Raw genomic sequence first — 24,085 nt, forward strand, 5'->3', positions numbered from 1 at the left:
TGGGGGTGAGCAGGACGGTTACCATCCGGAAGTTGCTACATGATGCGTCACCGTCGAACTGCTTACAAAAGGCACATGTGTGTGCGTGAGGCACAGGGAGTTGTCATGTCGGAGTACGAGCACACGTGCATGATCCGGGGAGACGGCGGCCAGACGATCAGGGCGATCCTCGATCAGATCTGCAACAAATGGACGCTGCTAATCGTGGCGACCCTCGATCAGGGCACGTTGCGCTTCACTGAACTGCACCAGCAGATACCGGGGATTTCCCAGCGAATGCTGACGCTGACCCTGCGCAACCTCGAACGTGACGGTTTGGTGGCTCGGACGGTGTTCGCAGCGGTCCCGCCCCGGGTGGAGTACGCACTGACCGACACCGGCACGAGCCTCATCCCGCCTGCGCTTGCGCTGGCGGGATGGGCCATCGAGCACGTCCCGCACATCGAGGCCAGCCGGGCCGCCTACCAGGCGCGGACAGGGTGATCCGGGCGGGGCTCCGCATGACAGGATGGCCCGATGCCCGTCGTGGAGGCCGTCGCGATCGTTCCCGTCCCGCCCGCGGTCGCGTTCGCGGTGTCGCAGACCACCGGTGAGACGCGCTACCGCTGGGATCCGTTCGTGCGCGAGCAGCACCTGCTCGACGGCGCGGCCCGGCCCGGCAAGGGCGTACGCACGTTCACCCGGTCCCGGCACGGCCTGACCATGGTCAGCGAGTACGTCTCCTACGCCCCGCCCACCAACGTGGGCATGAAGATGGTCCGGGGGCCGTGGTTCTTCGAGATGATGGCCGGCGGCTGGCGCTTCGCTCCGGCACAGGAGCCGGGTTATACGGTCGCTACGTGGCGTTACCACTTCCGCACCCGGCCGGCGCTGATCCGACCGATCGCCGACTGGATCGGCGTGTGGCTGCTCGGCCGGGACATCCGCCGCCGCATCGCGGGTTTCGCGCGGGGCTGCGAGGATCCGGCGGTGCTGGCGGCGGTCGACGCAGGCTGAGACCGTCGCCGGTCCGCTGTACGATCCGCCGATGACCGAGCAAAGCGTGCTGCTCCGCTTCTCCTTCCACGAACACGACTGGGACGAGTCCATCGAAGGCGTCGAGGCCATGGAGGCCGAGCTGCTGCGCCGCGCGGCCGACGGACAGTGGCAGGAGGTCGCCGACGACGAGCCGGACGAACTGGCCACGTTCGACGAGCTGGCGCAGCGGGCCGAGGAGGTCGTCGTCGGTGAGTGGGAGATGCCCGTGGAGGCGGTCCGGCTGCCCATGGACAAGCTCCGTGCGATCATCGCCGACGGCGGCTGGACGTTCGTCGCCGCCGAGTTCTCCGACTTCGAAGGTCACCACAACGACACCGAGCTGACGGTGAAGCTGGTCCGTGATCGCGGGTAGCGGCATCGCCGGCGCGTCGGCCTGTCCGGTCTCGGTCGGACAGGCCGACGCTGTTTCATCAGGTCAGGCCGCGATCCGCAGGACGAGAGCGGCGGCGGCAAGGGCCAGGAACGCCACCGGCAGCCCGAAGTCGTGGTAGCGGCCCCGCACGTGGGCGGCGATGGCGCCGAGGAAGAACAGCACCAGCCCCGTGGCCGCGGCGATGCCCAGCGCGGGCAGCGCGATCCCCGCCAGCAGCCCCAGCGCCCCGGCGGCCTTGAGTGTCCCGAGCGCGGTCATCCACGACTGCGGCACGCCGGCCTGGTCCATGGCGACGGCGACCCGCTCGAAGCGGGCGAAGTCGCAGCCGGCCGAGAACAGGTTCGCGGCCGCCGCCATCGCTGTCACGGTCAGGTAGAGCGCGTACATGGCGGCTACCGGGCGATGCCGACGGTCTGGCCGACGGTCTCCGGCCGGGCGAGCGCGTCGAGCATGCAGTGCGCCACGTCGGCGCGGGAGACCGTGACGCCGCCGCGGATGTTGCGTCCCAGTGCGGTGCGGTAGGCGGGTGTGCGCGGCCCGTCGGTCAGGCGCGGCGGGCGCACCGAGGTCCAGTGAAGGCTGCTGTCGCGCAGCACGTCCTCCATCACTGCCAGGTCGTCGTAGTGCTTGCGCAGCGCGGCCTTGACGAGCGGTCCGGCCACGTATCGCATGAACAGGCCGTCGCCGGGGTCGTGCCGGGGCGGGTGCGGCCGGCCGGGGGAGGGCACGGTGGCGACCGGCGCGGCGCTGACGACCACGATGCGGTGTACGCCGGTGGCGGCCATCGCCGCGACGATGGCGCGTGTGCCCGGGGCGGTGATCCCGGCGTCGGCCGTGGTGCGCGGCCCGAGGGCCGACAGCACGGCGTCCGCGCCGGACACCGCGTCCTTCAGTGCGGCCGGGTCGGGCGCGGACAGGTCGGCGGTGACCGCGCGGACGCCGGACGGCAGCCGCCGCGGGTCGCGCACCACCGCCGTGACCTGGTGACCGGCGGCGGTGGCCTGGTCCACCAGTTGCCGGCCGATGCCCCCGGTCGCCGCGAATATGGTGAGTCTCATCGTCAGTTCCTTCCTTGCGGCGTGATCGCCGCCCAACCGAAGCCGGTTCCCGTACAATATGAGAATCGTATTACTTCAGTCTGAGGTTCGTACAATATGAGTTCCGTAACACCTGGCGACGCGCGTGCACGACGGCGGCTCACCAACGAGATCAAGGGCGACCTGCGCGAGCTGCGCAACCAGCTCGCCATGCTCAACCGGCAGGTCGGGGCACGCCTGGAGCTCAACGACGTCGACATGGACTGCCTCGACCTGATCAGCCGGCACGGGCCGTTGAGTCCCAGCGCCGTCGCACGCCGGGCCGGGCTGCACCCGGCCACCATGACCGGCATCCTCGACCGGCTCGAACGCGCGGGCTGGGTGGCCCGCGAACGCGACCCGGCCGACCGCCGCGGTGTCACCGTGCGCGCCCTGCCCGACCGCGCCGGCGAGATGTACGGCCTGCTGGCGGGCATGAACTCCGCCATGGACGACATCTGCGCCGGCTACACCGACGCGGAACTGGACGTCGTCGCCGGCTTTCTCAGCCGCGCCATCGAGGCCGGCCGCGGAGCCACCGAGGAGCTGGCGGGCAGCTGACGGCTCTCCCGGTGGCTGCAGTGGCGGAAAGGGCATGCCGGGCCGCACTCTTGCCGCGCAGGTTACCTGACCGGGGCCTGGCCCCGCGGCCACAACGGACCGCGGGAGCCGACCGCACGATGTTCAGGCGAGCTGGCCGACGGCGTCCACCAGGAGCCATACTCCGAACAGGACGAACAGCGCGGCCGCGCCGTAGCGCACGGCCCGCTCCGGCAGGCTGCGGCCCAGCCACCTGCCGACCAGGATGGCCAGCGCGTCCGCGGCGACCATGCCCACCGTCGAGCCGAACCAGGTGCCGAACCAGCCGTGCTGCGTGGCCAGGGTGATCGTCGCCAGCATCGTCTTGTCGCCGAGTTCGGCGAGGAAGAACGCACCGCCCACGGCCCACAGCGCCGACTTTCCGCCGCGTTGGGCCTTGGACTTCTCCTCCTCGGTGAGACTGTCGCCGCGCAGCGTCCAGGCGGCGAACGCCAGGAACGCCAGGCCCGCCGCCAGCGCGATCCAGCCGGTCGGCAGCGCGCTGCCCAGCCCGACCCCGACCCCGACCGACACCAGGTGCACCACGGCGGTGGCGATGGTGATGCCGGTCAGCACGATGCCGGTGCGGTAGCGGGTGGCGAACGTCATCGCCATCAACTGCGACTTGTCACCGAGCTCGGCCACGAAGATCACGCCGAAACTGATCGCCAGAGCGGCGAGGAAACCTTCCACTTTGTCCTCCCGGGACATGTTCACCGGGTGGAAGGCGCGCGCGACGACCTCGACCCGGCATGGACTGCCTGAGTCGAAGGTCTCGCTCACCTGGCCGGAAGCCAGGTCGGGTGGCCGGGACCGCCGGAGCGGGCCAGTATGTCGACCACCACGTTGGGAGCTACTCCCCTTCGCGCCGCCGACGCTATATCAGTCGGGCCCGTTCGCGGCGGGTCGAGTGGCGGGGGACACATGCCTTGGTGCGTCGGGGTTTCCGCGTTCGCCTGATTCGTACCGGCGCGTGTCACGCTGAGTGATCATGGTTGGATCAGGCGATGCGCGGAGAACGTATCGGAGCGATGATCGGCTCCATCGGCGGCCTTGTCTTCATTCTCGTCAACGCGGGGCAGTTGCCCGCGCCGGTGAACACGCTCGTACGGGTCCTCGGAGGGCTGGCCTTCGTCGCGGTCGTGTGGTTCGCGGTGATCCGGCCGGCCAGTGCCCAGGGCCCGGCCGAACCGCCGTCGCGGCAGGCGATCCGGGTCTACGGCACCTCGGTGACGGCGATGGCGCTGGGCATCCCGGTCGGCGCGGGTCTCATCAACAACGTCCTGCACCAGCCCTTGCTGACGGTGCCGTGGGTGGTGCTCGTGGTGGGTGCGCACTTCCTGCCGTTCGCGGGAGCCTTCCGCGCACCGGTCTTCGCCCGCCTGGGCTGGACCATGATCGGCCTGGCGATCGCCGGTGGAGTGCTCGCACTGACCGTCACGGAGGCCGCGTCGCCGTGGACCGGCGTGCTCGGCGGCATCGCCCTGCTCGGGTTCAGTGCAGCCGGCTCGCAGCAGGCCCGGCCGGAGGCCGAGCCTGCTCGCTGATGAGGTCACGCCGCGGTGGCGGTCACCGTGACCGGTCGGGTGTCGGCGGTCCGTCGACGTGCCGGCGCCGACAGCGCCGCGGCGAGTGCGACGCCGATGTAGAGCACCTGCTCGGGGATGCGCTGCCACAGCGGCGAGGCGGGCTCGCCGTGGAACGGCACGTCGGCGACCGCGGCGTACACGTTGGCGGGCAGGAGCAGCAGGAACAGCACCACCAGCGACAGTCCGGCGGCCCGGCGGGTCCGGGTGACCACGAGGCCGATCGCGCCGAGCAGTTCCAGCACGCCGGTGGCGTACACCATGGCGTCGGGGGCGGGCACGAACGGCGGCACCATCGCCACGAGGTCGGCGTGGGTCGGCATGACCGTCACGTCGGCCGGGACGAAGTGCGCGCTCGCGGTCATCACCAGCATCACTGCGAGTGCGTGGGCGCCGCTCGCGGCCCAGGTGGCGAACCTGCGCACGCCGAGCGCGCCGAGCCCGCGCAGGACCAGCAGGCCGATGATCAGTACGGCGAGTGTCATGGCGTTTCCCCTGATCTAGTCATTGACAAGTTCGAGACCGACGGTAGTCTGGACACGAGGAACTTGTCAATGGAAAGATGGAGACCTCGGTCACTGCGGAAGGACGTGAGGACGATCGGATACCACCACGGAGACCTGCGGCGTACGGTGCTGGACGCCGCGGTCGACGCCATCGGCGAATCCGGACTCGACGGCTGGAGCCTGCGTGAGCTGGCCCGCCGCGCCGGGGTCTCCCACGCCGCCCCCGCGCACCACTTCGGCGACAAGGCCGGCCTGCTGACGGCGCTGGCCGCGGAGGGATTCGACCTGCTCGCCGCGACACTGAAGCAGGCCGGGCCGGACTTCCTGGAGGCCGGACTCGCCTACGTCCGCTTCGCCACCGAGCATCCGGTCCACTTCGGAGTGATGTTCCAGCCGAAGCTCTACCGCGCCGACGACGACGCCGTACAGCAGGCGCGGGAGCGGGCCGGAGCACTGCTGGCGCAGGGCGCCCGCGCGGTCGCAGGCTCCGCGGCAGGCAGCGAGAACACGGCACGGGCAGGCTGGTCGATCGCCCACGGCTTCGCCAGCCTCTGGCTGGCCGGGGCGCTGACCGAACCGGCCGGCTCGGACCCGGTCGACGCGGCCCGGCCCGTGCTGCGCAGGCTCCTCGAACGCTGACGGCTGGCGGAGCGTCTCGCGCGGGACAGCCGATGACGGTCGGTGGCCGGGGCTAAAGGCGGACCGGCCGCCGTGCGAGCAGCGCCGCGGCCAGGCACGGCACGAGCAGGAGCACGACCGGAGCCCACCACAGTGCGGTGCCGATGAGCAGACTCTGGAACGCGCTGTAGAGCGCCACGGCGAGCACCAGGAGCACGGCGGACACCACGTGCCCGGTGCGCCGGGCGACGGTGTACCCGATGGCCGCCCAGGCCAGGCAGCTCAGCACGGCGACCAGGACGGCCGTCACCACCACCGGCTGCCGCCACAGTGCGGGGTCGAACGGGTGACCGTGCCGGGCCATCTCGATCGCCATCCCCGTGCCGTTCAGGCGGGTTGCCGCCATCGGCACCGCGACCGCCGGCTGCACCAGGGCCAGGCCCAGCCCTGCGGCCACCGCTGTCGGCAGGCCCGCGCCGGTCCGCCGGCAGTACCATCCGAAAAGGAGCGCACTCAGCTGCGCGACCAGGGTGCCGGAGGTGGCCGCGAACGCGCCCGCGGTCAGCCAGGCCTGCAACTCCTGGTCGAATCCCTGCGGGTCGAAGTTGAACCACGACCAGGCGTCAAGGTTGACGTCGTGCAGGGCGTACGCGGCGAGCGCGGCGCCCGCGGCGAACCCGGCGAAGACCACGCTGCGTCGGGCGAGGGGAGCCATGCCGATGAGTATGTCGTCTCAGGTGAACTCGCTGCCCAGCCATTCGCCCGTGCCGGGGGAGGCCAGACAGTGGAAGACCCAGCGGTCCCGGCCGAGCTGGACCGGCCACGGCTCCAGTTCCCAGCCGTTGGTGCGGGCGGGGTCGCGGCTGCACGCGGCGAGCACCCGGGCCGTGCACACCGCGGCCACCGCCGGGTGCCCGAGCAGTTCCTCCTGCCGCAGGTAGACCGCCTCCTCGGGCAGCTCCGCCGCGGCGAACGTCTCCCAGTAGTGCTCCTCGTCGGGCGCGATCCGCCGTGGCGTGCGGCCCAGGCCGCCGGGGATGACCAGGCCGCCCCAGCACATCGGCTCGACGGGCACGTAGTAGCCGTCGCGGGGCCGGAACCCGGGCGGCACTGTCACGCCGCCGGGTGCGGCCGAGCCGGGGGCGAGCGGCTGGGCGGCGTTCGGCCGAGGTGTGAGGACGGTGGCCTCGGCGGATGACGCGCCGGTGGCGGCAAGGGCCGGTTCCACGAGCGTCGGGGCCAGTGGGGCACGCCGCTGCACCACGGTTTCCTCGGCGGCGACGGGCCCCGACGCAGGTGCGGCGTTGCTGCGCAGGGCCGCGGCGACCTGCGCGATCGCGGTGCCGAACGCGGCGGCCGACGCCCAGCGGTCACCCGGCTCGACGGCCAGGGCCCGCTCGACCAGGGCGGCCACGGGGCCGGGCACGTCGGGGCCGAGCGGCGGGGGAGTCTGGTTGAGGCGCATCATGGCGGCCGCGAACGGGTTCTCGGCGGTGAACGGCCGCCTCCCGGACAGGCACTCGTAGGCGACGACGCCGAGGGCGTACACGTCGCTGCGGGGTGTGGCCGGGTTGCCCAGCACCTGCTCCGGGGCCAGATAGGACAGGGTGCCGATGACCGCGCCGGTCGCGGTCAGCGCGGTCGCGCCGTCGCGGCGGGCGATGCCGAAGTCGGTGAGCAGCAGTGTGCCGTCGGGGCGTACCAGCATGTTGCCGGGTTTGACGTCGCGGTGCACGATGCCGCGGCCGTGCACGGCGTGCAGCGCGTCGGCGGCCTGACCGACCAGGTGCAGCGCGGGCGGCGCGGCGAGCCGGCCGTAGCGGGTCAGCACCTGGGACAGGGGTTCCCCGTCGACGAACTCCATAACCAGGAACGCGCCCTCGGGGCCGTGGTACAGATCGTGGATGGCGACCACGCCGCGGTGGTGGACCCCGGCCATCGCCCGTGCCTCGGCCAGGAACCGGCGGGCGAAGTCGGCGTCGTCGGCGAGCGCGGGCAGCACCGTCTTCACCGCGACCGTCCGGCCCAGCAGTTCGTCGGTGGCCCGCCAGACCTCGCCCATGCCGCCGGCGCCGATCCGCGCGTCCAGGCGGTAGCGGCCGTTGAGCCTCATGGGCTGGGTCGTGGTCATGCCAGACATTAAATCGAACGCCGCCGGCACGCCGTCGCGGGGAAGGCGGTGCGACTGTCAACGCCGACGCTCACCTCATCTGCGATGTGGACACATCGAAGATGAGGTGAGCGCGTGCGGAACAGGTGTCTGCCGCCCACGTGACCGCCCTGCTCCGGCGGCCGGATGCCGTGGGCTACGGCCGTCGTGTCAGGACGCGGCGCTGCCGTCGCGGACGGCCGGGTCGCGTTTCGGAAAGACGGTGTAGTAGACGGGCCAGCCGATCAGCCAGATGCCGAGGACGAGGCTCAGGCGGCCGATCCAGCCCTGTAGCTCCGCGGTCCGGTCGGCGTCGCCGACGACCAGGATCGCCGCGCCGAGCAGGGCCACGGCGATCGCCCAGGCGATCAGGGCCTTGCCCCACTCACGCCATTCGTGGCGGGTGCGGGCCGGGCCGTAGCGGGGTGGCGGGACCGGCGCGGGCCCGCCGGCGAAGCGGTGGGCGAAGCGTACGTCGGCCCAGCGGACCATCGACGGGCCGAACGCCACCGAGAAGCCCAGGTATGCCGCGGCGAGCCCGTGTGCCCAGGTGGCGGTCGCCCCACGGGACAGGTCGAGCGCGGTCGCGCCGAGCAGCACGAGATCGGTGACGGGCACGCCGACCAGCAGCACGGTCGATACCCGCTGCCAGCGCAGCAGGTAGCGGGCGACCAGCCCGGCGCCGAGGATGACCCAGAAACCGACCTCGCAGGCGGCGATGACGACCAGCAACATGATCCGATCATGTCCGGCTGCGGGGCGGCCCGCCTCGGCGTGCGGCATGAACCCGGCGTACACCGAAGGATGTAGGCGGCCTCGGTCGCCGGCCGGTCGTGCCGGCCCGCGCGGTGTGCTGTGATCATCAGGTGACCGCACGCTGGCCATCCTGGCGCACCGACCTGGCGATCAGCCTGGTCTCCTTCCTCGGCGGCCTGGTCCTGTACGCGGTCGGCGGCTGGCGCATGTTCTTCGGCGCGAGCCTGTGGTCCGACGCCCCGCACTGGGTGCTGCTGGTGCCGATGACGGTGATGGCGGGCTGCTGCCTGCTGCGGCGGCTGGCGCCGGGCACGGCCGAGGCGATCGGCGTGGTGGCGCTGGCCGCGGACACGCTGCTGGGCGGCTCGCTCGGCACCGCGCTGATCTTCACGCAGGTCGTCTACGACGCGTGCGTCTACGGACGGCCGTGGCTGTGGCGCGCCAACCTCTTCGGCTGGGTCGCCGCCTCGGTGCTGGCCGCGGTGGCGGGCGTGGCCGCTTCCGGCAGCTGGCGCGGCGTCGTGCTGGGCCTGGTGGTGGCGCTGATCGCGGTGCTGCCGACGGTGACCGGCATCAGCGTCCGGCAGTATCGCGACCAGGCCCGTATCCAGCGGCTGCGGGCCGAGGAGACGGCCCGGCTGGCCGCCTGGGAACGTCGCCAGGCCGTCGCCGACGAGCGCGCCCGGATGGCCCGCGAGCTGCACGACGTGGTCGCCAACCAGCTCAGTGCCATCGCCATCCACGCCACGGCCGTGCTGTCCGCGCCCGACCTCAGCCCGCAACTGGTGCGCCAGGCCGTCACGCAGATCCGGGAGAGCAGTGTCTCGGGGCTGGCCGAGATGCGCCGGATGATCGGCCTGCTGCGCGAGGACGGCGACGCCGGGCACGCCGATCCGGCCACCCGGCCCGGGCTGGCGTCGCTGCCGCAGCTGGTCGCGCAGGCGCGCGCTGACGGGCTCGCCGTCGACCTGCACGTGCGCGGCCTGGACCGGGCGCTGCCGGTCAGCGTCGACTTCGCCGCGCACCGGATCGTGCGGGAGAGCCTGACCAACGCGTGGAAGCACGGCGCGGGCGCGGCCGTGCTGCGCGTCGACGTCGACGCCGACCGGGTCCTGATCGAGACGGACAACGCGCTGCGGCCGGACGGGTCCACGCCGGGCAGTGGGCACGGCCTGATCGGCATGCGGGAACGGGCGGCGCTGCTGGGCGGCACGCTGACCGCCGGTGCCGAGGACGGCCGCTGGCGGCTGCGCGCGTCGCTGCCGGTGCGACACACCGAGGAGGCCGGGGTATGACGATCCGGGTGGTGGTCGCCGATGACCAGCCCGCGGTGCGGTCGGGCATCGTGCTGATCCTGGGTGCCCATCCCGACATCGAGGTCGTCGGCGAGGCGGCCGACGGTGCGCAGGCGGTCGAGCTGTGCCGCCGCAAGCGCCCCGACGTCGCCCTGCTCGACGTGCGCATGCCGGTGCTCGACGGCATCGCCGCGACCCGTGAGATCGTCGCGCAGCGGCTGGCCCAGGTCCTCATCCTGACCACCTTCGACCTCGACGAGTACGTCTTCGGTGGCCTGCGCGCCGGGGCGGCCGGCTTCCTGCTCAAGGACATCGAAGCCGGGGCACTTGCCGACGCGGTGCGCACCGTCGCGCGCGGCGACGCGATCATCGCGCCCGCGGCGACCCGCCGGCTGCTGGACCGGTTCCTGGCCGCGCCGCAGTGGACTGACCCGGCGGCCTCCCCCGACCTGGACACCCTGACCGGACGGGAGCAGGAGGTGCTCGGCTGCCTCGGCGCGGGCATGTCCAACGGCGAGGTCTCGCACGCGCTGGCGATGGCCGAGGCGACCGTGAAGACCCACGTCAGCCGGATCCTGGCCAAGCTCGGCCTGCGCAGCCGGGTGCAGGCCGCGATCCTGGCCCGCGAGCGCGGCCTGCGCCCGCCGGACTGACTGCGCGTGCCGGGGCCGTTCATGAGCGGCGATGCCGGGGTGACAGGGGCGGAGTGGCGAGCGGACGTTTCCGTATATGTCAGCTAAAGTCGCCGCCCGTGTCCTATGACGTGATCGACAGGCTGCCGACGCTCGACGAATTCATCGCGGTCACCAGCGCGGTGGGCTGGCAGCACGCGTACGACCTCGATGCCCTGCCGCTGTCGCTGGAACGCACCCGGCACGCCGTCGTCGCGGTGCACGAGGGCGAGGTCGTCGGCGTCGGGCGGGTCCTCGGCGACGGAGCGATCTACTTCTACCTGCACGACATCGCGGTGCTGCCCGCCCACCAGGGGCGCGGTGTGGGCCGGGCGATCGTCACGGCGCTGGAGCGGTGGATCGCCACGCAGGCGGGTCCGCGCTCGTTCGTCGGGCTGTTCGCGGCGGGCGACTCGATGCGCCTGTACGAGACCTTCGGCTACCGCCAGGACCCGGCGATGACCGGGGTTTACCGGGTCGGGCCGTACCGGGGCTGACCAGCCGGGCCCCGTCACCGCTGCGGTGAGGCGGTGACGGAGCCCGGGAACGTGCGGGTCAGCGGCCCTGCAGCGACTTCACGTTGTCGCCGAAGGTCCAGTTCTTCGACCCGTCCCAGTTGATGGACCAGGTCATCAGGCCCTTGAGCTGGCCGTTGAAGCTGTTCCACGACTGCGACACCAGCGACGGCGACATGTAGCCGCCGCCGGCGCCGACCTGCGCGGGCAGGCCCGGGACCTGCTTGTCGTAGGGCACCCGGATGGTGGTGCCCTGGATGACCAGGCCGTTGTTGAGGCAGGTGGTCTGCGCGACGAAGCCCTGCACCGTGCCAGCCGAGTAGGAGTCGCCGGAGCAGCCGTACATGCTGCCGTTGTAGTACTGCATGTTCAGCCACCACAGCCGGCCGTTGTCGGCGTACTTCTTGATGATGGGCAGGTAGGAGCCCCAGATCGAGCCGTAGACGACGCTGCCGCCGGTGACGTACGCCGTCTCCGGGGCCATGGTGAGGCCGAAGTTCGACGGCATCTGCGCGAGCACGCCGTCGATGATGCGGATGAGGTTGGCCTGCGAGGTCGACAGCGTGTTGATGTTCCCGCTGCCGGTGAGGCCGGTCTCGATGTCGATGTCGATGCCGTCGAAGTTGTACTTCTTCAGCAGCGGCACGACGGTGGCGACGAACCGGTCGGCGACCGTGGACGAGCTGAGGTCGATACCGGCGGTGGCCCCGCCGATCGACATCAGGATGGTCAGGCCGGCCGCCTTGGCCGCGCACATCTCAGCCGGGGTGGCGACCTTCACGCCCGCGTCCATGCCGTCCTCCCACAGCACCGTGCCGTCGGAGCGGATGACCGGGAACGCCGCGTTGATGACGTTGTAGCCGTGCTGGCGGATGCGGGCGTCGGTGATCGGCGTCCAGCCGAACGGCGGGTGCACGCCGTTGGACGAGCCGTCCCAGTTCTCCCAGTACCCGTGCAGGACCTTGCCGGCCGGGCGGGATTTCACGGGGCACGTGGTGCCGCCGGGGGAGGTGGACGGCGATGGCGGCGGCGAGACCGACGGGGACGGCGACGGAGGCTTGGAGGGGGACGCCGACGGGGACGGCGACGGCGGCCGGGACGGCGAGGCCGACGGCGACGGCGGGGTGCCGTCGCAGACGCCCAGGTCGGTCCAGAGTGAGGGGGTCGCCGCGGGGTTCCAGCCGGCGCCGACGTGGGCGGTGTGCGTCACGAGGGCGCGGTAGAGCCGGCCGTTGTAGGTGACCTGGGTGCCGGCGGTGTAGGTGTTGCCCTCGGCCCAGGCCGGAGCGGTGCAGGCGACGAGGGCGGCGACCGGGGTCGGAGCGGCCTGGCCGCTCGGCATGGATACGACCGCGACCGCGAGGGTGGCCGCCGCGCTGGTGGCGAGGGCGATCACCCAGCGCGCCGAGCGGCGCAGCGTGCGAGAGGAGTTCGGCATGGCGTCATTATTAGGAAGCTTTACTGTCAATGTCTATGGGTGGACGGATGCCAATATGCGCGTCCGTCGGATGTGGAGCCGCGTAACGGCCCGCAGTCGAGGTCAGGCGCTGCCGGGCGGCCCGGGTGAACTCCGGACCGCCCGAGCCGATCGCGGGTGTCAGGCGGCGTGTGCCGCGTGCATACGTGTCCGCTCGGCCCACCGCACGACGTGGGGCGCGCCCAGTCCTACCACGACGAAGACCCCGCCCATCAGCAGCCAGCCGGGCGCCCCCCAGGCGACGCAGAGCAGGCCGAGCACGGAGGGCGCCACCACGTTCGCGAGCCCCGTGCCGAACCCGGACACGCCGGTGTACTGGCCCTGGGCGTGCGCGGGCGCGAGCCGGAACTGCAACTCGAGCGAGGCGGCCGCGTGCCAGAGCTCGCCGACGGTGTGCGCGGCGATCCCGACGGTCAGCAGCACCACGGCGATCCATCCGGGTATCCCCGCCGTCGCCGCCATCAGTGCCATGCCGATCAGGAACGCCAGGCCGGAACGGCGCAGCGCACGGCCGGCGGCCGAGCCGGTGTCGATGCCCCGGCTCGCCCTGACCTGCAGAGCCGCGACCAGGGCGGTGTTGACGGCCACGGCCACCCCGATGAACCAGCGCGGCGCGTCGGTACGCAGCGTGATCCACAACGGCAGCGCGAAGACCAGCACCTGACCCTGGATCGACATGACGGCGTCGAGCCCGGTGACCACGAGGTAGGGAGCGTCCTTGAGGACCACCCAGCGACCCGACTCGGTCGGCGCCGGGACCGGCGGCAGTGACGGCAGCCGGGTGATGATCGCCGCGCACGCCACGAAACTCAGCGCGTTGCCCAGCACCAGAGCCAGGTATGCGGCACGCGTGTCCAGCTGCACCGCGGTGCCCGCCGCCAGCGCCCCGCAGCACCCGGCCAGGTTGGCGACCGAGCGCAGGTAGGAGCGGAACTCCGTCAGGTTCGTGCCGCCGAAGCCCCGCACCAGCGGCCCGCGAGCCGCCCCACCGGCGGAGTTGGCGAGCTGGGTCAGGCAGACCACCACGACGAACAACCAGAACGTGTGGACGAACACCAGCGACGCCATGGAGACGGCCCGGACGATCAGGGTGAGCAGGTAGATCTCACGGGGCCCGCGCCGGTCGGCGAGATGCCCGACCGGCATCCCGGCAAGCATGCCGACCAGGGCGGCGATCCCCATGCCCAGGGCGACCTTGGTCAGCGGCAGGCCGACCGAGCGGGTGAAGAAGAGCGCGGCGCTGGTCATGAAGACGCCGGTGCCGACCATGTTGACGAAGGTGGCCAGCGCGATCACGCGCTGCGGGCCGTGATCGGGGATCAACCCTCGGCTGACCAGCCAGGATCGGTTCGGCGTCGGGGCGGTGGGTTGACTGGTGGTGGTCGTCAAGAGGTGCGGTTCCTTCCCCCGTGGAATGAAAACTGATCGCATCGAAATGGACGATGACCGGGCCGGGGCTACTCCAGGCCCGCCAGCTCGTCGGCCGACAGGGCCAGCGCCCCGGCGGCGATGTTCTCCACCAGGTGGTCCGGGTTGCCGGTGCCGGGGATGGCCAGCATGTGCGGCCCGCGGCTGAGCGTCCACGCGATGCGCACCTGCGCCGCGGTCGCGCCGTGAGCCTTCGCCACGGCCAGGATCGCGTCGTTGCGGGCGACGCCGCCGGATTCCTTGCCCTCGCCGGCGACCGAGTAGAACGGCACGAACGCGACGCCCTGCTCGCCGCAGACTCGCAGGAACTCGTCGTGCCTCCGCCAGGTGTCGACGCCGTACAGGTTCTGCACGCTCACCACCGGGGCGATGGCCTGCGCCTGGGGCAGATGCTGCGGCCGGACGTTGGACAGGCCCAGGTGCCGGATCAGTCCCGCATCGCGCAGCTCGGACAGCGCGCCGAAGTGCTCGGCGACCGACTCCAGGCCGTGCTGGCGCAGGTAGACGACGTCCAGGTGGTCGCGGCCCAGCTGGCGCAGGTTCTCCTCGACCTGCCCGCGCAGCTGGTCGGGCCGGGCCAGCGGCAGCCACTCGCCGGACGGATCACGGCCGGGCCCGACCTTCACCGCGATGACGACGTCGTCGGCGTACGGGGCCAGCGCCCGGTTGATCAGCTCGTTGGCCGAGCGCAGCGGCGAGAAGTAGAACGACGCCGTGTCGATGTGGTTCACGCCGAGCTCGACGGCGCGCCGCAGCACGCCGATGACCCGGTCGCGGTCGCTGGACGAGTCGTAGCCGTAGTTGGCGCCGCCCGGCAGCCGCATCGCGCCGAATCCGATCCGGTTGACGGTCAGGTCACCGAGCGTCCAGGTGCCCGCAGAGCTCGCATTGATCAGGGGAGTAGGCATCGGCTGACCATAGTCAGCGCCACTGAGCTGCACAGTCCGTCAAGTGCCCGATGGCGCTACGCCAAGATCCTTGTTAAGTTATTAGTGTCGGGAGAGCGCTGCGACCGGGTGTTCGGGATCGCCGTTCCGGCAACGCCACCCTCCGATTCCGCCCTACCATGAGGCGAACAGGGAGTTCAGGCTGGATTCGCCCGAGTCGGAGCGAGCGCCGTTCTCCGATCAGCTCAGCGAGGAACGCCACCATGTCCGCTGGCACCGACACGTCGGCCATCCGGCCGTTCCGGGTCGTGATCCCCGACACCGAACTCAAGGACCTGCAAGACCGGATCATGCACACGCGCTGGCCCGACGAGGAGACCGTCGACGACCAGTCGCAGGGCACGCAGCTGGCCACGATCCGCGAACTCGCCCGCTACTGGGTCGAGGAGTACGACTGGCGCAGGTGCGAGGCGCGGCTGAACTCCCTGCCGAACTTCCTCACCGAGATCGACGGGCTGGACATCCACTTCATCCACGTCCGGTCCAAGCACGAGAACGCTCTGCCGATCATCGTCTCGCACGGGTGGCCCTACTCGGTCGTCTCACTACTGAAGATCATCGAGCCGCTGACCGACCCGACCTCGTACGGCGGCAGCGCCGACGACGCCTTCCACGTGGTCATCCCCTCGCTGCCCGGATACGGGTTCTCCGGCAAGCCGACGACCACCGGCTGGGGCCCCGACCGCATCGGCCGCGCCTGGGCCGCGCTGATGACGCGCCTCGGCTACGACCGCTACGTCGCGCAGGGCGGCGACTGGGGCGCGATCGTCGTCGACCTGATGGCCGCGCAGGAGGTGGCCGGACTGGTCGGCATGCACACCAACATGGCCTGTGTCGTGCCCGCCGAGATCGACAACCTGTTCCAGCAGAACATCGTCGGCGCCGCCGACGCGCTCGCGCACCTGCCGGCCGGACTGTCCGACGAGGAACGGGCCGCCTGCGAGCAGCTCGACTTCGTGTGGAAGCACGTCACGTACGCACTGCAGATGGGGTCGCGGCCGCAGACGCTGACCGGGCTGGCGGACTCGCCGACGTTCCTGGCGTCGTGGATGCTCGACCTCGACCCGAAGACCCTCGCGCTGATCTCACGGTCCTTCGCCGGTGTGCGCGAAGGCCTGACCCGCGACGACGTGCTCGACAACATCACGCTGTACTGGCTGACGAACACCGGTGTCTCCTCGGCGCGCCTGTACGCGGAGAACAGGTTCTCGTTCTTCGGCGTCAAGGGCGTGCAGATCCCGGTCGCCGTCAGCGTCTTCCCCGACGAGATCTACCTGCCGCCCAGAAGCTGGGCGGAGAAGGCGTACCCGAAGCTCGTCCACTACCACCGGCTGCCCGAGGGCGGACACTTCCCGGCCTGGGAGCAGCCGACGGCGTTCGTGGACGAGGTCCGCACCGGCCTGCGGTCGCTGCGGTAGGCCGGTGCTGCCGACGCTCAGGGGCGGCGGCGCTCCTGCGGCACCACCACGGCGGCCGGCTGGCGGCGTACCACCGCGGGCTGCTGGCGCTCCGACGGGACCGAGACGTCGGCGAGCTGCTCGTCGTCGTCCTCGGGCACCGGGTGCTCGTCCAGGTCGAGGGCGTCGAGCTGGCTGTTCATGAATTTGCGCAGCCGGGCCCGGTAGTCGCGGTCGAAGTTCTGCAGCGCCTCGATGCGCCGCTGCAGCACCGAGCGCTTGCCCTCCAGACTGCCGACCACGTCCTCGTACTGCTGCAGGGCGTCGCGCTCCAGGTCGTCGGCCTTCGCCTGGGCGGCATCGACGATCTTCGTCGCGGTGGCGCGCGCGTCGGCGACCATGTGCTCGGTCTCGCGGCGGGCGCTTTCGGCGTGGGACTGGGCCTCGCGGCTGATCTCCACGGCCTTGGCCTGCGCGGCGGCCTGGATCTGCGCCGCCTCCTGCCGGGCGCTCTCCACGATGCCGCGCGCGTCGCGGGCCAGGTCGTCGGCCTTGGCCCGGGCGTCGCCCTTGATCCGGTCGGCTTCGGCCTGCGCGTTGGCGACGTGCTCGTCGGCGGTGCGCCGGGCCAGCACCAGCACCTGCAGCGCCTGCCGCTCCGCTTCCGGGTCGGCCAGCACGCTGCTGTTCTGCTGCTCCATCGGTTCGTTCTCCGCCGGGCCGCTGAACAGGCCCTTCACTCGACCCTTCAGCCGGTTGTCGGTCATCGCAGGTTCTCCTCACCCCAGTGTTCGGACGCCGCGACTCCCGCCGGCCCGGGTCGACGTTCCCGCGCAGCTTGCACCGTCGAGAACAGCGCCGATGGTAGTCGCCCCGCCGCTGGCGGGGAAGGTGCGTCACCCGCTCCGCCGACCTGCGGGACACGCGGCCTGCACCTGCGTCGATGTGCGCACATCCCGACAGCCGAAGGCCGTCACGTCCCGTCGGGCACCGTGCCGTGCCGTGCCGGGCCCGCGGCGTGCCGCGCGCGCAGGTCGACGTCCAGGTCACTTGCCGGTCAGGGTGTGGAAGGGCACCTTCCACAACGCATGGCGTTGTGAAGGTGCCCTTCCTTTCAGACGTCGCGGCGGCGGATGGTGAGCACGGCGGGGATGAGGAGGAGCAGCGGCCAGGCGGCCAGGACGAGCCAGGACTCGGTGACGGTGGCGGGGTAGTAGCCGGGATGCGGTGGCGGCATCCAGTCGGTGGTCAGGCGGTTCCAGGCGATGCCGGGCATCAGGTGGCCCAGCTCGGCCGACCAGCGCTTGTCCGAGGAGAACATGGTCGGGAGCATCAGCAGCAGGAACGTGGCGGTGACCAGGGTGGTGGCGGTGTGCCGGATCAGCACGCCCAGGCACAGGCCGATCAGCGCGCAGACCGGGGCGAGCAGCGCCGACGCGGCGATGGCGCGCACCGACACCGGGTCGGTGACCGACACCGCGGCGTCGCGCCCGGCGAGGATCGCCTGCGAGACCGCGAACGAGCCGCCGGCGATGAGCACGCCGGTCACGGTCCAGACCCCGGCCGTCACCACCGCCTTGGCCAGCACCACCGCGCCGCGGGCGGGCACCGCCGCCGTCGTGGTCCGGATCAGGCCGCTGCCGTACTCCGACACCACGGTGAGCGCGCCGAGGCTGGCGGCGACCAGCATGAGGGTCAGATAGCCCTCCTGCGGGAACGCGTCGCCAAGGGAGAACATGTGCTCCCGCTGCGTCTCGGGCTCGTAGAAGGGGAAGTTGTCGTAGTCGGCCTTGGCCGCCAGTGCGGCCGCTGCGACGACGAACAGCGTGGCCAGGCCGAGCGTCCACGGGGTGGACCGCAGCGACCACAGCTTGATCCACTCTGCGGCGACCAGATCGGTGAAGCGGGCCCGCGGCGCGGCGGCGCGGGCGCGGGCGGCGGCAGGCGGGGCCGGGTGCAGGGACGTGGTCATCGGGACCCGGCCAGGTGGTCGGCGTGACCGGCGGTGATCTCCATGAAGGCTTCCTCCAGGGTGGCGGTGCGGGTGGTCAGCTCGTGCAGCTCGACGGCGTTGGCGAAGGCGAGCGCGCCGACACGCTCGGCGGACAGCCCGCGTACGTCGAGGTGGCCGGGTGCGGCGTCGACGACGGCGCCCGCCGCGGTCAGCGCCGCGGCGAGCACGGCGGTCTGCGGGGTGCGCACGGTGACCAACTGCCCGGTGCCGCGGTCGGCGAACGTGCGCAGCGGATCGGCGGCGATGAGCCGGCCCTGGCCGATCACGACCAGGTGGTCGGCGGTGTGCTCCATCTCCGTCATCAGGTGGCTGGACAGGAACACGGTGCGGCCCTGCGCGGCCAGCCGCCGGAACAGGTGGCGCACCCAGCGCACGCCCTCCGGGTCCATGCCGTTGATCGGCTCGTCGAACATCAGCACCGGCGGGTCGCCCAGCAGCGCCGCCGCGATGCCCAGCCGCTGCTTCATACCCAGCGAGAAGCCGCCGACGCGGCGGTGCGCCGCGTCGGTCAGTCCCACCTCGGCCAGCACCTCGCCGACCCGCCGCCGGCCGATGCCGTTGCTGCGGGCCAGGGCACTCAGATGCGACGCGGCGCTGCGCCCGCCGTGCACCTGCTGCGCGTCGAGCAGCGCACCGACGTGATGCAGGCCACGCCGGTGCGTGCGGAACGGCACCCCGCCGACCGTCGCCGCGCCGCCGGTGGGCGCGTCCAGGCCCAGAATGACCCGCAGCGTGGTGGTCTTGCCCGCGCCGTTCGGGCCGAGGAAACCGGTGACGTGCCCGGGCCGCACCGTGAAGGACAGGTCGTCGACGGCGGTCTTGCCGCCGTAGCGCTTGGTCAGGCCGATGACTTCGATCATGGGAACGATCCTGTCCGGCACGGCGGCCGCCCGCATCGGGCCGCGGACGGCAAGCGCGGGGCGGGCTGCATCCCGCAGGCGTACGCCCACGGGCCGATGCCGCACCTCGCTGAGCTGGCTACTCTCGCCGGGTGGATCCCCTCACCCCCGGCCCGAAGGTCCGCCGATCCGCCGGTCCACGGTGGCGTGCCGTGGCGGCGTGGACCGGCGCGCTCGTGTCCCCGGTGCTGCTGTTCATCGTGATCACCGACGGCGCCGGCGGCGGCAGCATCGACCTGGTGCCATGGCTGTCGGTGCGCCACCTGCTGCCCGCCCTGGCGCTGGCGCTGCCGTTCGCGCTGCTGCGCCGCCGACCGCTCGCCGCGCTCGGCCTGCTGCTGATCGGTTCCGCCGTGGCCACCGTCGCGACCCACACCGCGGAGGTCGCGTACCTCACCGACATGCGCTACCTGCAGATCATCGCCGTCGACCTCGCCGTGGCCGTCGTCGCGGCAAACCGGCCGCGGCGGGTCTCCGCCGCAGTGGCCTTCCTCACGCTGCTCGTCCAGGTCGTCATCGGCTACGGCAGCGGCCTGAACACGCCCGTCTTCGAGTTCGAGATCCCCACCCTGGCGATGGCTCTGACCTGGACCGTCGGCAGCTCGGTGCGGGGCCGCCGCGAGCACGCCGAGGCGATCCGGGTCCGGGCCGCGAGCCAGGCCACCACCGAGGAGCGGCTGCGCATCGCCCGGGAGCTGCACGACATGGTCGCGCACAGCATCGGCGTCATCGCGATCCAGGCGGGCATGGGCCGCCGCGTCATCGACACCCAGCCCGCCGAGGCCCGCGACGCGTTGCAGGCCATCGAGGAGACCAGCCGCGAGACCCTCGCCGGGCTGCGGCGCGTGCTGGTCGGGCTGCGCCAGGACCGGCCCGCCGGACTCGCCCCGGCCGCGCCCGCGCCGGTGCTCGACGACCTGGACCGGCTGGTGGCCACCACCGCGGGCGCAGGGCTGCAGATCACGCTGGACCGGCGTGGCGAGCGGCGGCCGCTGCCCGGCGACATCGAACTGTCCGCGTACCGGGTGGTGCAGGAGGCCGTCACCAACGTGGTGCGCCACGCGGCGACGCCGCGGTGCACGGTGACCGTCGACTACCGCGACACCGAACTGCGGCTGGAGGTAGCCGACTCCGGGCGGGGCAGCGCCGCGCCCGGAGCCGGCTACGGCATCACCGGGATGCGCGAGCGGGTGACCCTGCTCGGCGGCGAGTTCACCGCCGGGCCGCGCCCTGAGGGCGGCTGGCGGGTCACCGCACGGCTGCCGCTGCCCGAGCGGTCCGAGACGGTCATGCCGCACGGCGCAGGGGCGGGGGCGCGATGACGGTCCGGGTGCTGCTCGCCGACGACCAGCCGCTGGTGCGGTCCGGGCTGCGGGTGCTGATCAACGAGACGCCCGACCTGGCCGTGGTCGCGGAGGCCGGCACGGGTGCCGACGCGGTCCGGCTGACCGCCGAGGCGCGTCCCGACGTGGTCGTGATGGACATCCGGATGCCCGGCATGGACGGCATCGAGGCCACCCGGCAGATCACCGCCGCATCGGGCCCGGCCCGGGTGCTCATGCTCACCACGTTCGACGAGGACGAGCACGTGTACGGCGCGCTGCGCGCCGGGGCCAGCGGGTTCCTGGTCAAGGACATGGCGCTCGACGACATCCTGGCCGCGATCCGCGTCGTCGCGGCCGGGGACGCCCTGATCGCGCCGAGCGTCACACGCCGGCTCATCGCGGACTTCGCGGCCGGGCCGGGCACCCCTCGTGCGGCACGCCCCGATCCCGGCATCACCGACCGGGAACGGGAGGTGCTCACCCTGATCGGCCGCGGGCTGTCCAACGGCGAGATCGCCCAGGAGCTGTTCATCTCCCCGGCCACCGCGAAGTCGCACGTCGCGCGGCTGCTCGCCAAGCTGGCCGCCCGCGACCGCGTCCAGCTCGTCATCACCGCGTACGAGCTGGGCCTGGTCACGCCGCCGGGCTGACCCTCACGTCACCGGGTGTCGGCGGCCGAACCGACCCGTCGGCCCGGGGCGAGACGCCGCAGCCAGCGCCGCAGCCGCGTGGGCCGGGCGGCGTCGACGGGCGAGGCCGCGCGCGCGGCGGCGTCGGCGGCCGCGCCGAAGAAGTCGCCGCCCTTGCGCCGCACGTCGTCGGTGCCCCACTCGCGCTTGCGCGGGGCCTTCGCCATCCGCGGGATGTGCTTGGCGCAGTGGATGTACGCCTCCTGCACCTCGACCACCACCCAGCGCTCGGCCCGCCGCCCGGGGACCGGGTCGACCGGCAGGTCCGGGTACGCGGCCCGGGCAAGGTCGTCCTCCAGCACCGAGGCGCGGCCGTTGACGTGCAGCCCGATGACGTCGCTGACGAAGTCGACGAACAGCAGCCCCACGTGGCCGTTCTCGCTGATGTTGCCCAGGCTCGCCATCACCCCGTTGCCGCGGTACTCCGGCCAGGTCACGTGGGTGGCGTCGAGCACGTGCACGAAGCCCGCGGGCCCGGCCCGGAACGTGTTGTCGCACTCCCCGGCGGCGTCGGACGTCGCGACGAACATCATCTCCTGGCGCCGCACGAACGCGGTCATGCGCTCGTTGAGGTGGTCGAGCATCTGCTGGTCGTAGAAGCGCTGCGCCCGCCCGGCCGTCCCGTGCGCCTGCTGGAGGCGGCGTTCCCCGAACGAACCCTGCACCTTCTCGACGATCCGGGTCATCTCGTCCCCCTTCGCCACACGCCCCAACGGGTGCGCCTGCGAACGAGATTCACGGACGGCGGACGGCCCGCGTCGCACAGCCGGTGCGACGCGGGCCAACGGTCACCGCGCGGTACGCCGCCGGTGCACCAGCACGCCGCCCACGGCCAGCGCCGCCACCAGCCCGGCCAGCGCCCAGTAGGGCCAGGTCGGCGCGCTGGGCTCGGAGGGTCCGACGCTGGTCACGGTGGTCGCACCGACGGTGGCGGCGGGCTGCTGCGGCGGTGCGGTCTGCCCGAGCAGCAGCGGGTCGGGCTGGTTGGTCGGCGGCTGCCAGCCGGCCGGTGCGGGGGTCAGCTTGCCCTGGTAGTCGAAACGGATCTCACCGGTCACCTTGTCGCCGTCGGAGGCCACCGACAGGTAGGTGATGGTGTAGACACCGGTCTGCGGCCAGTGCGACACGGGGATGACGGCCGGGAAGCCGGTGCGGTAGAGCTGCGGCTCCCAGTTGCCGTCGCGCAGCGTCAGCTCCTGTACCGGGCTGGGCAGGGGCTTGGGCTCGCCACCGGACCAGCCGTGGTCGACGCGGGTGCCGTCGGGGGCCTTCACCGTGAAGTACGCGGCCGGGTTCGCCCGCTCGGTGAAGACCAGCCGCACGCTCTCGCGGGGCTCGGTCAGCGTGCTGCGGTCCACGGGGTCGGAGAAGGCCAGCTGGCCGTGCGCCTGCGCGGGGGAGGGCAGCAGCACGGCCACGGCCACCGCGGCGAGAACGGCGGCGATCTTTCGAGACATGCGCATGAAGCTAAGCCATCGCCGCCGTACGCACCATCCCCCGCCGTCGCCTCAGGATCACCACCAGTCCAGGCGGCCCTTCCAGCCGTTGAGCGCAGCCGCCGGGTCGGCCTGCAGGACACGGTCGAGTGCGCTGGCGTACACGTCGCGGAAGTCGGTCGTGTACTTCAGGTCCCCGTCGTCGAGGTCGGTCAGGCTGGGCTGCTCGCCGTAGAGCCCGCCCGGGATCGACTCGCCCAGTACGAACAGGTTGGACGCCGTGCCGTGGTCGGTGCCGTCGGAGGCGTTGGCCCGCACCCGGCGCCCGAACTCGGAGTAGACCAGCACCACCACGTCCTTGCCCGCCGGGTGGGCGGTGATCCGCTTGTAGAACGCGGTCACCCCCCGGTCCAGGTAGGACAGCAGCTGCTCCTGCAGGTTGCGCTCGTCGGCGTGGGTGTCGAAGCCGCCCAGCGACACCGAGAACATCCGGGTCGACACACCGGCCTCGATACACTGCGCGACCAGGTCGAGCTGCGCCTGCAGCCCGGCCAGGCCACCGGTGCCGGTCGCCGGGACCTTCTCGTCGTCACCGCCGTCGGTGTCGGTGTCGGCCTCCTTGACCTGCTGCGCCATCTCCCGCACCCGGGCCAGATCACCGAAGCAGGCCGCGGCCCGGGCCTGCAGCGGCGGCTCCCCGGCCGACGGCTTGGCGAAACCGGCGAGCGCCTCGGCGGTCACCGCCTTGGGCAGCTTCGCGTCCGCCGCGCCGATCACCGCACCGGCACTGCGCTCCCCGGCCAGGAGCGGCGGCAGCACCTTCTCGAACGACACGGCCAGCCGCGGGTCGCCGCCCACGCCGTCGAGCCAGCGCCCGATCCAGCCCGTGTTGCCTGGCCGCTCGGGGTTGGCTGTCTGCCAGATGTCCATCGAGCGGAAGTGGCTGCGGTCGGGCTTGGGGTAGCCGACGCCGCGCACGATCGCCAGCTTCTTGCCGCCGAACAGCTCGTGCAGCCCCTTCAGAGCCGGGTTCAGGCCCGTGCTGTCGTCCAGGCGCAGCACCTCACCGCCGTCGTAGGCCAGCTCGGGCCGGGCGTCCTGGTAGGCGCGGTCGGCGTGCGGGATGACGGTGTTGAGGCCGTCGTTGCCGCCGTACAGCGTGATGACGACGAGCGTCTTCGCGCCCTCCGGACGGTCGCCGGAGGTGTCGAGGATGTCGGACAGGGCCAGCGTGGTCGCGCCGGCGGCCAGCGCCGCGCCGCCGACGACGCCGCTGGCGATCAGGAACCTGCGCCGGGTCGTGGTGTCCAT

The 24,085-nt window shown here is 72.2% G+C and carries 28 protein-coding genes; 12 read left to right on the top strand and 16 right to left on the bottom strand.

Annotation, left to right across the window (positions count from 1 at the left end; translation table 11 throughout):
- Positions 1-105 precede the first annotated feature (105 nt).
- From FLL47_RS33995 to FLL47_RS43275, 3 genes are read left to right on the top strand one after another with little or no spacing between them, the layout of a single operon-like run.
- Entirely contained in the window at positions 106-483 is a 378-nt protein-coding gene (locus FLL47_RS33995) for a winged helix-turn-helix transcriptional regulator (protein WP_144126756.1), read from the top strand.
- 33 nt (positions 484-516) lie between these two features.
- Positions 517-996, top strand: a complete 480-nt coding sequence (locus FLL47_RS34000; protein WP_144126757.1) for an SRPBCC family protein — start codon at positions 517-519, stop codon at positions 994-996.
- 31 nt (positions 997-1,027) lie between these two features.
- Positions 1,028-1,390, top strand: a complete 363-nt coding sequence (locus FLL47_RS43275) for a hypothetical protein (protein ID WP_186316068.1) — start codon at positions 1,028-1,030, stop codon at positions 1,388-1,390.
- A 63-nt stretch (positions 1,391-1,453) separates the two neighbouring features.
- On the opposite strand, the gene FLL47_RS34010 is transcribed toward FLL47_RS43275, so the two are convergent.
- Together FLL47_RS34010 and FLL47_RS34015 are read right to left on the bottom strand one after the other, a co-directional pair.
- Positions 1,454-1,798, bottom strand: coding sequence for a DoxX family protein (locus tag FLL47_RS34010; RefSeq protein ID WP_144126758.1), 345 nt, complete (start codon positions 1,796-1,798; stop codon positions 1,454-1,456).
- A gap of 5 nt (positions 1,799-1,803) precedes the next feature.
- Positions 1,804-2,469, bottom strand: a complete 666-nt coding sequence (locus FLL47_RS34015) for an NAD(P)-dependent oxidoreductase (protein ID WP_144126759.1) — start codon at positions 2,467-2,469, stop codon at positions 1,804-1,806.
- 96 nt (positions 2,470-2,565) lie between these two features.
- On the opposite strand from FLL47_RS34015, the gene FLL47_RS34020 reads away from it, so the two are divergent.
- Entirely contained in the window at positions 2,566-3,048 is a 483-nt protein-coding gene (locus FLL47_RS34020; protein ID WP_144126760.1) for a MarR family transcriptional regulator, read from the top strand.
- A 123-nt stretch (positions 3,049-3,171) separates the two neighbouring features.
- Here the strand turns inward: FLL47_RS34020 and FLL47_RS34025 are convergent, their stop codons facing one another.
- On the bottom strand, positions 3,172-3,759 hold the full coding sequence (locus FLL47_RS34025; RefSeq protein ID WP_144126864.1) for a TMEM165/GDT1 family protein: 588 nt from the start codon (positions 3,757-3,759) through the stop codon (positions 3,172-3,174).
- 314 nt (positions 3,760-4,073) lie between these two features.
- Here FLL47_RS34025 and FLL47_RS34030 point away from each other — a divergent pair, with 314 nt between their 5' ends.
- Positions 4,074-4,613, top strand: coding sequence for a hypothetical protein (locus FLL47_RS34030; RefSeq protein ID WP_144126761.1), 540 nt, complete (start codon positions 4,074-4,076; stop codon positions 4,611-4,613).
- Positions 4,614-4,618: 5 nt separating this feature from the next.
- Here the strand turns inward: FLL47_RS34030 and FLL47_RS34035 are convergent, their stop codons facing one another.
- Complete coding sequence (locus tag FLL47_RS34035) at positions 4,619-5,137, bottom strand: DoxX family protein (protein WP_144126762.1); 519 nt, start codon at positions 5,135-5,137, stop codon at positions 4,619-4,621.
- A 105-nt stretch (positions 5,138-5,242) separates the two neighbouring features.
- On the opposite strand from FLL47_RS34035, the gene FLL47_RS34040 reads away from it, so the two are divergent.
- Positions 5,243-5,797, top strand: a complete 555-nt coding sequence (locus FLL47_RS34040) for a TetR/AcrR family transcriptional regulator (RefSeq protein WP_246159025.1) — start codon at positions 5,243-5,245, stop codon at positions 5,795-5,797.
- Positions 5,798-5,849: 52 nt separating this feature from the next.
- Here the strand turns inward: FLL47_RS34040 and FLL47_RS34045 are convergent, their stop codons facing one another.
- The 3 genes from FLL47_RS34045 to FLL47_RS34055 form a co-directional block, all read right to left on the bottom strand.
- Positions 5,850-6,491 (bottom strand): hypothetical protein, encoded by a 642-nt coding sequence (locus FLL47_RS34045; protein WP_144126764.1) that lies wholly within the window; start codon positions 6,489-6,491, stop codon positions 5,850-5,852.
- Between the two features lie 18 nt (positions 6,492-6,509).
- Complete coding sequence (locus FLL47_RS34050; RefSeq protein ID WP_246159027.1) at positions 6,510-7,907, bottom strand: serine/threonine-protein kinase; 1,398 nt, start codon at positions 7,905-7,907, stop codon at positions 6,510-6,512.
- 189 nt (positions 7,908-8,096) lie between these two features.
- Complete coding sequence (locus tag FLL47_RS34055) at positions 8,097-8,660, bottom strand: hypothetical protein (RefSeq protein ID WP_144126765.1); 564 nt, start codon at positions 8,658-8,660, stop codon at positions 8,097-8,099.
- Between the two features lie 131 nt (positions 8,661-8,791).
- On the opposite strand from FLL47_RS34055, the gene FLL47_RS34060 reads away from it, so the two are divergent.
- The 3 genes from FLL47_RS34060 (at position 8,792) to FLL47_RS34070 (ending at position 11,144) form a co-directional block, all read left to right on the top strand.
- Positions 8,792-9,976 (top strand): sensor histidine kinase, encoded by a 1,185-nt coding sequence (locus tag FLL47_RS34060; protein ID WP_222106320.1) that lies wholly within the window; start codon positions 8,792-8,794, stop codon positions 9,974-9,976.
- Positions 9,973-10,629 carry a response regulator gene (locus FLL47_RS34065; protein ID WP_144126766.1) on the top strand — a complete coding sequence of 219 codons (657 nt, stop codon included), beginning with the start codon at positions 9,973-9,975 and terminating at the stop codon, positions 10,627-10,629. Before FLL47_RS34060 ends, FLL47_RS34065 begins: the two co-directional genes overlap by 4 nt.
- Positions 10,630-10,727: 98 nt before the next feature.
- Positions 10,728-11,144 (top strand): GNAT family N-acetyltransferase, encoded by a 417-nt coding sequence (locus FLL47_RS34070; RefSeq protein WP_186316069.1) that lies wholly within the window; start codon positions 10,728-10,730, stop codon positions 11,142-11,144.
- A 58-nt stretch (positions 11,145-11,202) separates the two neighbouring features.
- On the opposite strand, the gene FLL47_RS34075 is transcribed toward FLL47_RS34070, so the two are convergent.
- From FLL47_RS34075 to FLL47_RS34085, 3 genes are all read right to left on the bottom strand, one after another.
- Entirely contained in the window at positions 11,203-12,600 is a 1,398-nt protein-coding gene (locus FLL47_RS34075) for a carbohydrate-binding protein (RefSeq protein ID WP_144126768.1), read from the bottom strand.
- 159 nt (positions 12,601-12,759) lie between these two features.
- Positions 12,760-14,028: an MFS transporter gene (locus FLL47_RS34080; protein WP_246159028.1), complete on the bottom strand. Its 1,269-nt coding sequence runs from the start codon at positions 14,026-14,028 to the stop codon at positions 12,760-12,762.
- Positions 14,029-14,096: 68 nt separating this feature from the next.
- The gene (locus FLL47_RS34085) at positions 14,097-14,975 is read right to left on the bottom strand and encodes an aldo/keto reductase (RefSeq protein WP_186316070.1); all 879 of its coding nucleotides are present in this window, start codon (positions 14,973-14,975) and stop codon (positions 14,097-14,099) included.
- A 242-nt stretch (positions 14,976-15,217) separates the two neighbouring features.
- Between FLL47_RS34085 and FLL47_RS34090 the strand changes: the two genes are divergently transcribed.
- On the top strand, positions 15,218-16,432 hold the full coding sequence (locus FLL47_RS34090; protein ID WP_144126770.1) for an epoxide hydrolase family protein: 1,215 nt from the start codon (positions 15,218-15,220) through the stop codon (positions 16,430-16,432).
- A gap of 17 nt (positions 16,433-16,449) precedes the next feature.
- On the opposite strand, the gene FLL47_RS34095 is transcribed toward FLL47_RS34090, so the two are convergent.
- The 3 genes from FLL47_RS34095 to FLL47_RS34105 all read right to left on the bottom strand — a co-directional run bounded on the left by FLL47_RS34095 (position 16,450) and on the right by FLL47_RS34105 (position 19,285).
- Positions 16,450-17,178 (bottom strand): DivIVA domain-containing protein, encoded by a 729-nt coding sequence (locus FLL47_RS34095; protein WP_144126771.1) that lies wholly within the window; start codon positions 17,176-17,178, stop codon positions 16,450-16,452.
- 347 nt (positions 17,179-17,525) lie between these two features.
- Positions 17,526-18,383 (bottom strand): hypothetical protein, encoded by an 858-nt coding sequence (locus tag FLL47_RS34100; RefSeq protein WP_222106321.1) that lies wholly within the window; start codon positions 18,381-18,383, stop codon positions 17,526-17,528.
- Entirely contained in the window at positions 18,380-19,285 is a 906-nt protein-coding gene (locus FLL47_RS34105; RefSeq protein WP_144126772.1) for an ABC transporter ATP-binding protein, read from the bottom strand. The genes FLL47_RS34100 and FLL47_RS34105 overlap by 4 nt, the downstream gene beginning before the upstream one ends.
- A 131-nt stretch (positions 19,286-19,416) precedes the next feature.
- On the opposite strand from FLL47_RS34105, the gene FLL47_RS34110 reads away from it, so the two are divergent.
- Entirely contained in the window at positions 19,417-20,646 is a 1,230-nt protein-coding gene (locus FLL47_RS34110; RefSeq protein ID WP_144126773.1) for a sensor histidine kinase, read from the top strand.
- The gene (locus FLL47_RS34115; protein WP_144126774.1) at positions 20,643-21,299 is read left to right on the top strand and encodes a response regulator; all 657 of its coding nucleotides are present in this window, start codon (positions 20,643-20,645) and stop codon (positions 21,297-21,299) included. Before FLL47_RS34110 ends, FLL47_RS34115 begins: the two co-directional genes overlap by 4 nt.
- Before the next feature lie 8 nt (positions 21,300-21,307).
- Here the strand turns inward: FLL47_RS34115 and FLL47_RS34120 are convergent, their stop codons facing one another.
- From FLL47_RS34120 to FLL47_RS34130, 3 genes are all read right to left on the bottom strand, one after another.
- Positions 21,308-22,024: a pyridoxamine 5'-phosphate oxidase family protein gene (locus tag FLL47_RS34120; protein ID WP_144126775.1), complete on the bottom strand. Its 717-nt coding sequence runs from the start codon at positions 22,022-22,024 to the stop codon at positions 21,308-21,310.
- A 102-nt stretch (positions 22,025-22,126) separates the two neighbouring features.
- Positions 22,127-22,795 carry a copper resistance CopC family protein gene (locus FLL47_RS34125; RefSeq protein ID WP_186316071.1) on the bottom strand — a complete coding sequence of 223 codons (669 nt, stop codon included), beginning with the start codon at positions 22,793-22,795 and terminating at the stop codon, positions 22,127-22,129.
- Between the two features lie 57 nt (positions 22,796-22,852).
- Complete coding sequence (locus tag FLL47_RS34130; RefSeq protein ID WP_144126777.1) at positions 22,853-24,085, bottom strand: DUF1501 domain-containing protein; 1,233 nt, start codon at positions 24,083-24,085, stop codon at positions 22,853-22,855.

Origin of the sequence: Catellatospora sichuanensis (assembly GCF_007483665.1) — a bacterium.
Classification (GTDB): domain Bacteria; phylum Actinomycetota; class Actinomycetes; order Mycobacteriales; family Micromonosporaceae; genus Catellatospora; species Catellatospora sichuanensis.

Coding starts and splice junctions, on each gene's coding strand:
- FLL47_RS34120 (WP_144126775.1), bottom strand. CDS start 22,024: ATGACCCGGATCGTCGAGAAGGTGCAGGGTTCGTTCGGGGAACGCCGC.
- FLL47_RS34105 (WP_144126772.1), bottom strand. CDS start 19,285: ATGATCGAAGTCATCGGCCTGACCAAGCGCTACGGCGGCAAGACCGCC.
- FLL47_RS34085 (WP_186316070.1), bottom strand. CDS start 14,975: ATGCCTACTCCCCTGATCAATGCGAGCTCTGCGGGCACCTGGACGCTC.
- FLL47_RS34050 (WP_246159027.1), bottom strand. CDS start 7,907: ATGACCACGACCCAGCCCATGAGGCTCAACGGCCGCTACCGCCTGGAC.
- FLL47_RS34010 (WP_144126758.1), bottom strand. CDS start 1,798: ATGTACGCGCTCTACCTGACCGTGACAGCGATGGCGGCGGCCGCGAAC.
- FLL47_RS34055 (WP_144126765.1), bottom strand. CDS start 8,660: ATGTTGCTGGTCGTCATCGCCGCCTGCGAGGTCGGTTTCTGGGTCATC.
- FLL47_RS34090 (WP_144126770.1), top strand. CDS start 15,218: ATGTCCGCTGGCACCGACACGTCGGCCATCCGGCCGTTCCGGGTCGTG.
- FLL47_RS33995 (WP_144126756.1), top strand. CDS start 106: ATGTCGGAGTACGAGCACACGTGCATGATCCGGGGAGACGGCGGCCAG.
- FLL47_RS34065 (WP_144126766.1), top strand. CDS start 9,973: ATGACGATCCGGGTGGTGGTCGCCGATGACCAGCCCGCGGTGCGGTCG.
- FLL47_RS34075 (WP_144126768.1), bottom strand. CDS start 12,600: ATGCCGAACTCCTCTCGCACGCTGCGCCGCTCGGCGCGCTGGGTGATC.
- FLL47_RS34045 (WP_144126764.1), bottom strand. CDS start 6,491: ATGGCTCCCCTCGCCCGACGCAGCGTGGTCTTCGCCGGGTTCGCCGCG.
- FLL47_RS43275 (WP_186316068.1), top strand. CDS start 1,028: ATGACCGAGCAAAGCGTGCTGCTCCGCTTCTCCTTCCACGAACACGAC.
- FLL47_RS34130 (WP_144126777.1), bottom strand. CDS start 24,085: ATGGACACCACGACCCGGCGCAGGTTCCTGATCGCCAGCGGCGTCGTC.
- FLL47_RS34125 (WP_186316071.1), bottom strand. CDS start 22,795: ATGTCTCGAAAGATCGCCGCCGTTCTCGCCGCGGTGGCCGTGGCCGTG.
- FLL47_RS34115 (WP_144126774.1), top strand. CDS start 20,643: ATGACGGTCCGGGTGCTGCTCGCCGACGACCAGCCGCTGGTGCGGTCC.
- FLL47_RS34020 (WP_144126760.1), top strand. CDS start 2,566: ATGAGTTCCGTAACACCTGGCGACGCGCGTGCACGACGGCGGCTCACC.
- FLL47_RS34035 (WP_144126762.1), bottom strand. CDS start 5,137: ATGACACTCGCCGTACTGATCATCGGCCTGCTGGTCCTGCGCGGGCTC.
- FLL47_RS34095 (WP_144126771.1), bottom strand. CDS start 17,178: ATGACCGACAACCGGCTGAAGGGTCGAGTGAAGGGCCTGTTCAGCGGC.
- FLL47_RS34000 (WP_144126757.1), top strand. CDS start 517: ATGCCCGTCGTGGAGGCCGTCGCGATCGTTCCCGTCCCGCCCGCGGTC.
- FLL47_RS34015 (WP_144126759.1), bottom strand. CDS start 2,469: ATGAGACTCACCATATTCGCGGCGACCGGGGGCATCGGCCGGCAACTG.
- FLL47_RS34100 (WP_222106321.1), bottom strand. CDS start 18,383: ATGACCACGTCCCTGCACCCGGCCCCGCCTGCCGCCGCCCGCGCCCGC.
- FLL47_RS34030 (WP_144126761.1), top strand. CDS start 4,074: ATGCGCGGAGAACGTATCGGAGCGATGATCGGCTCCATCGGCGGCCTT.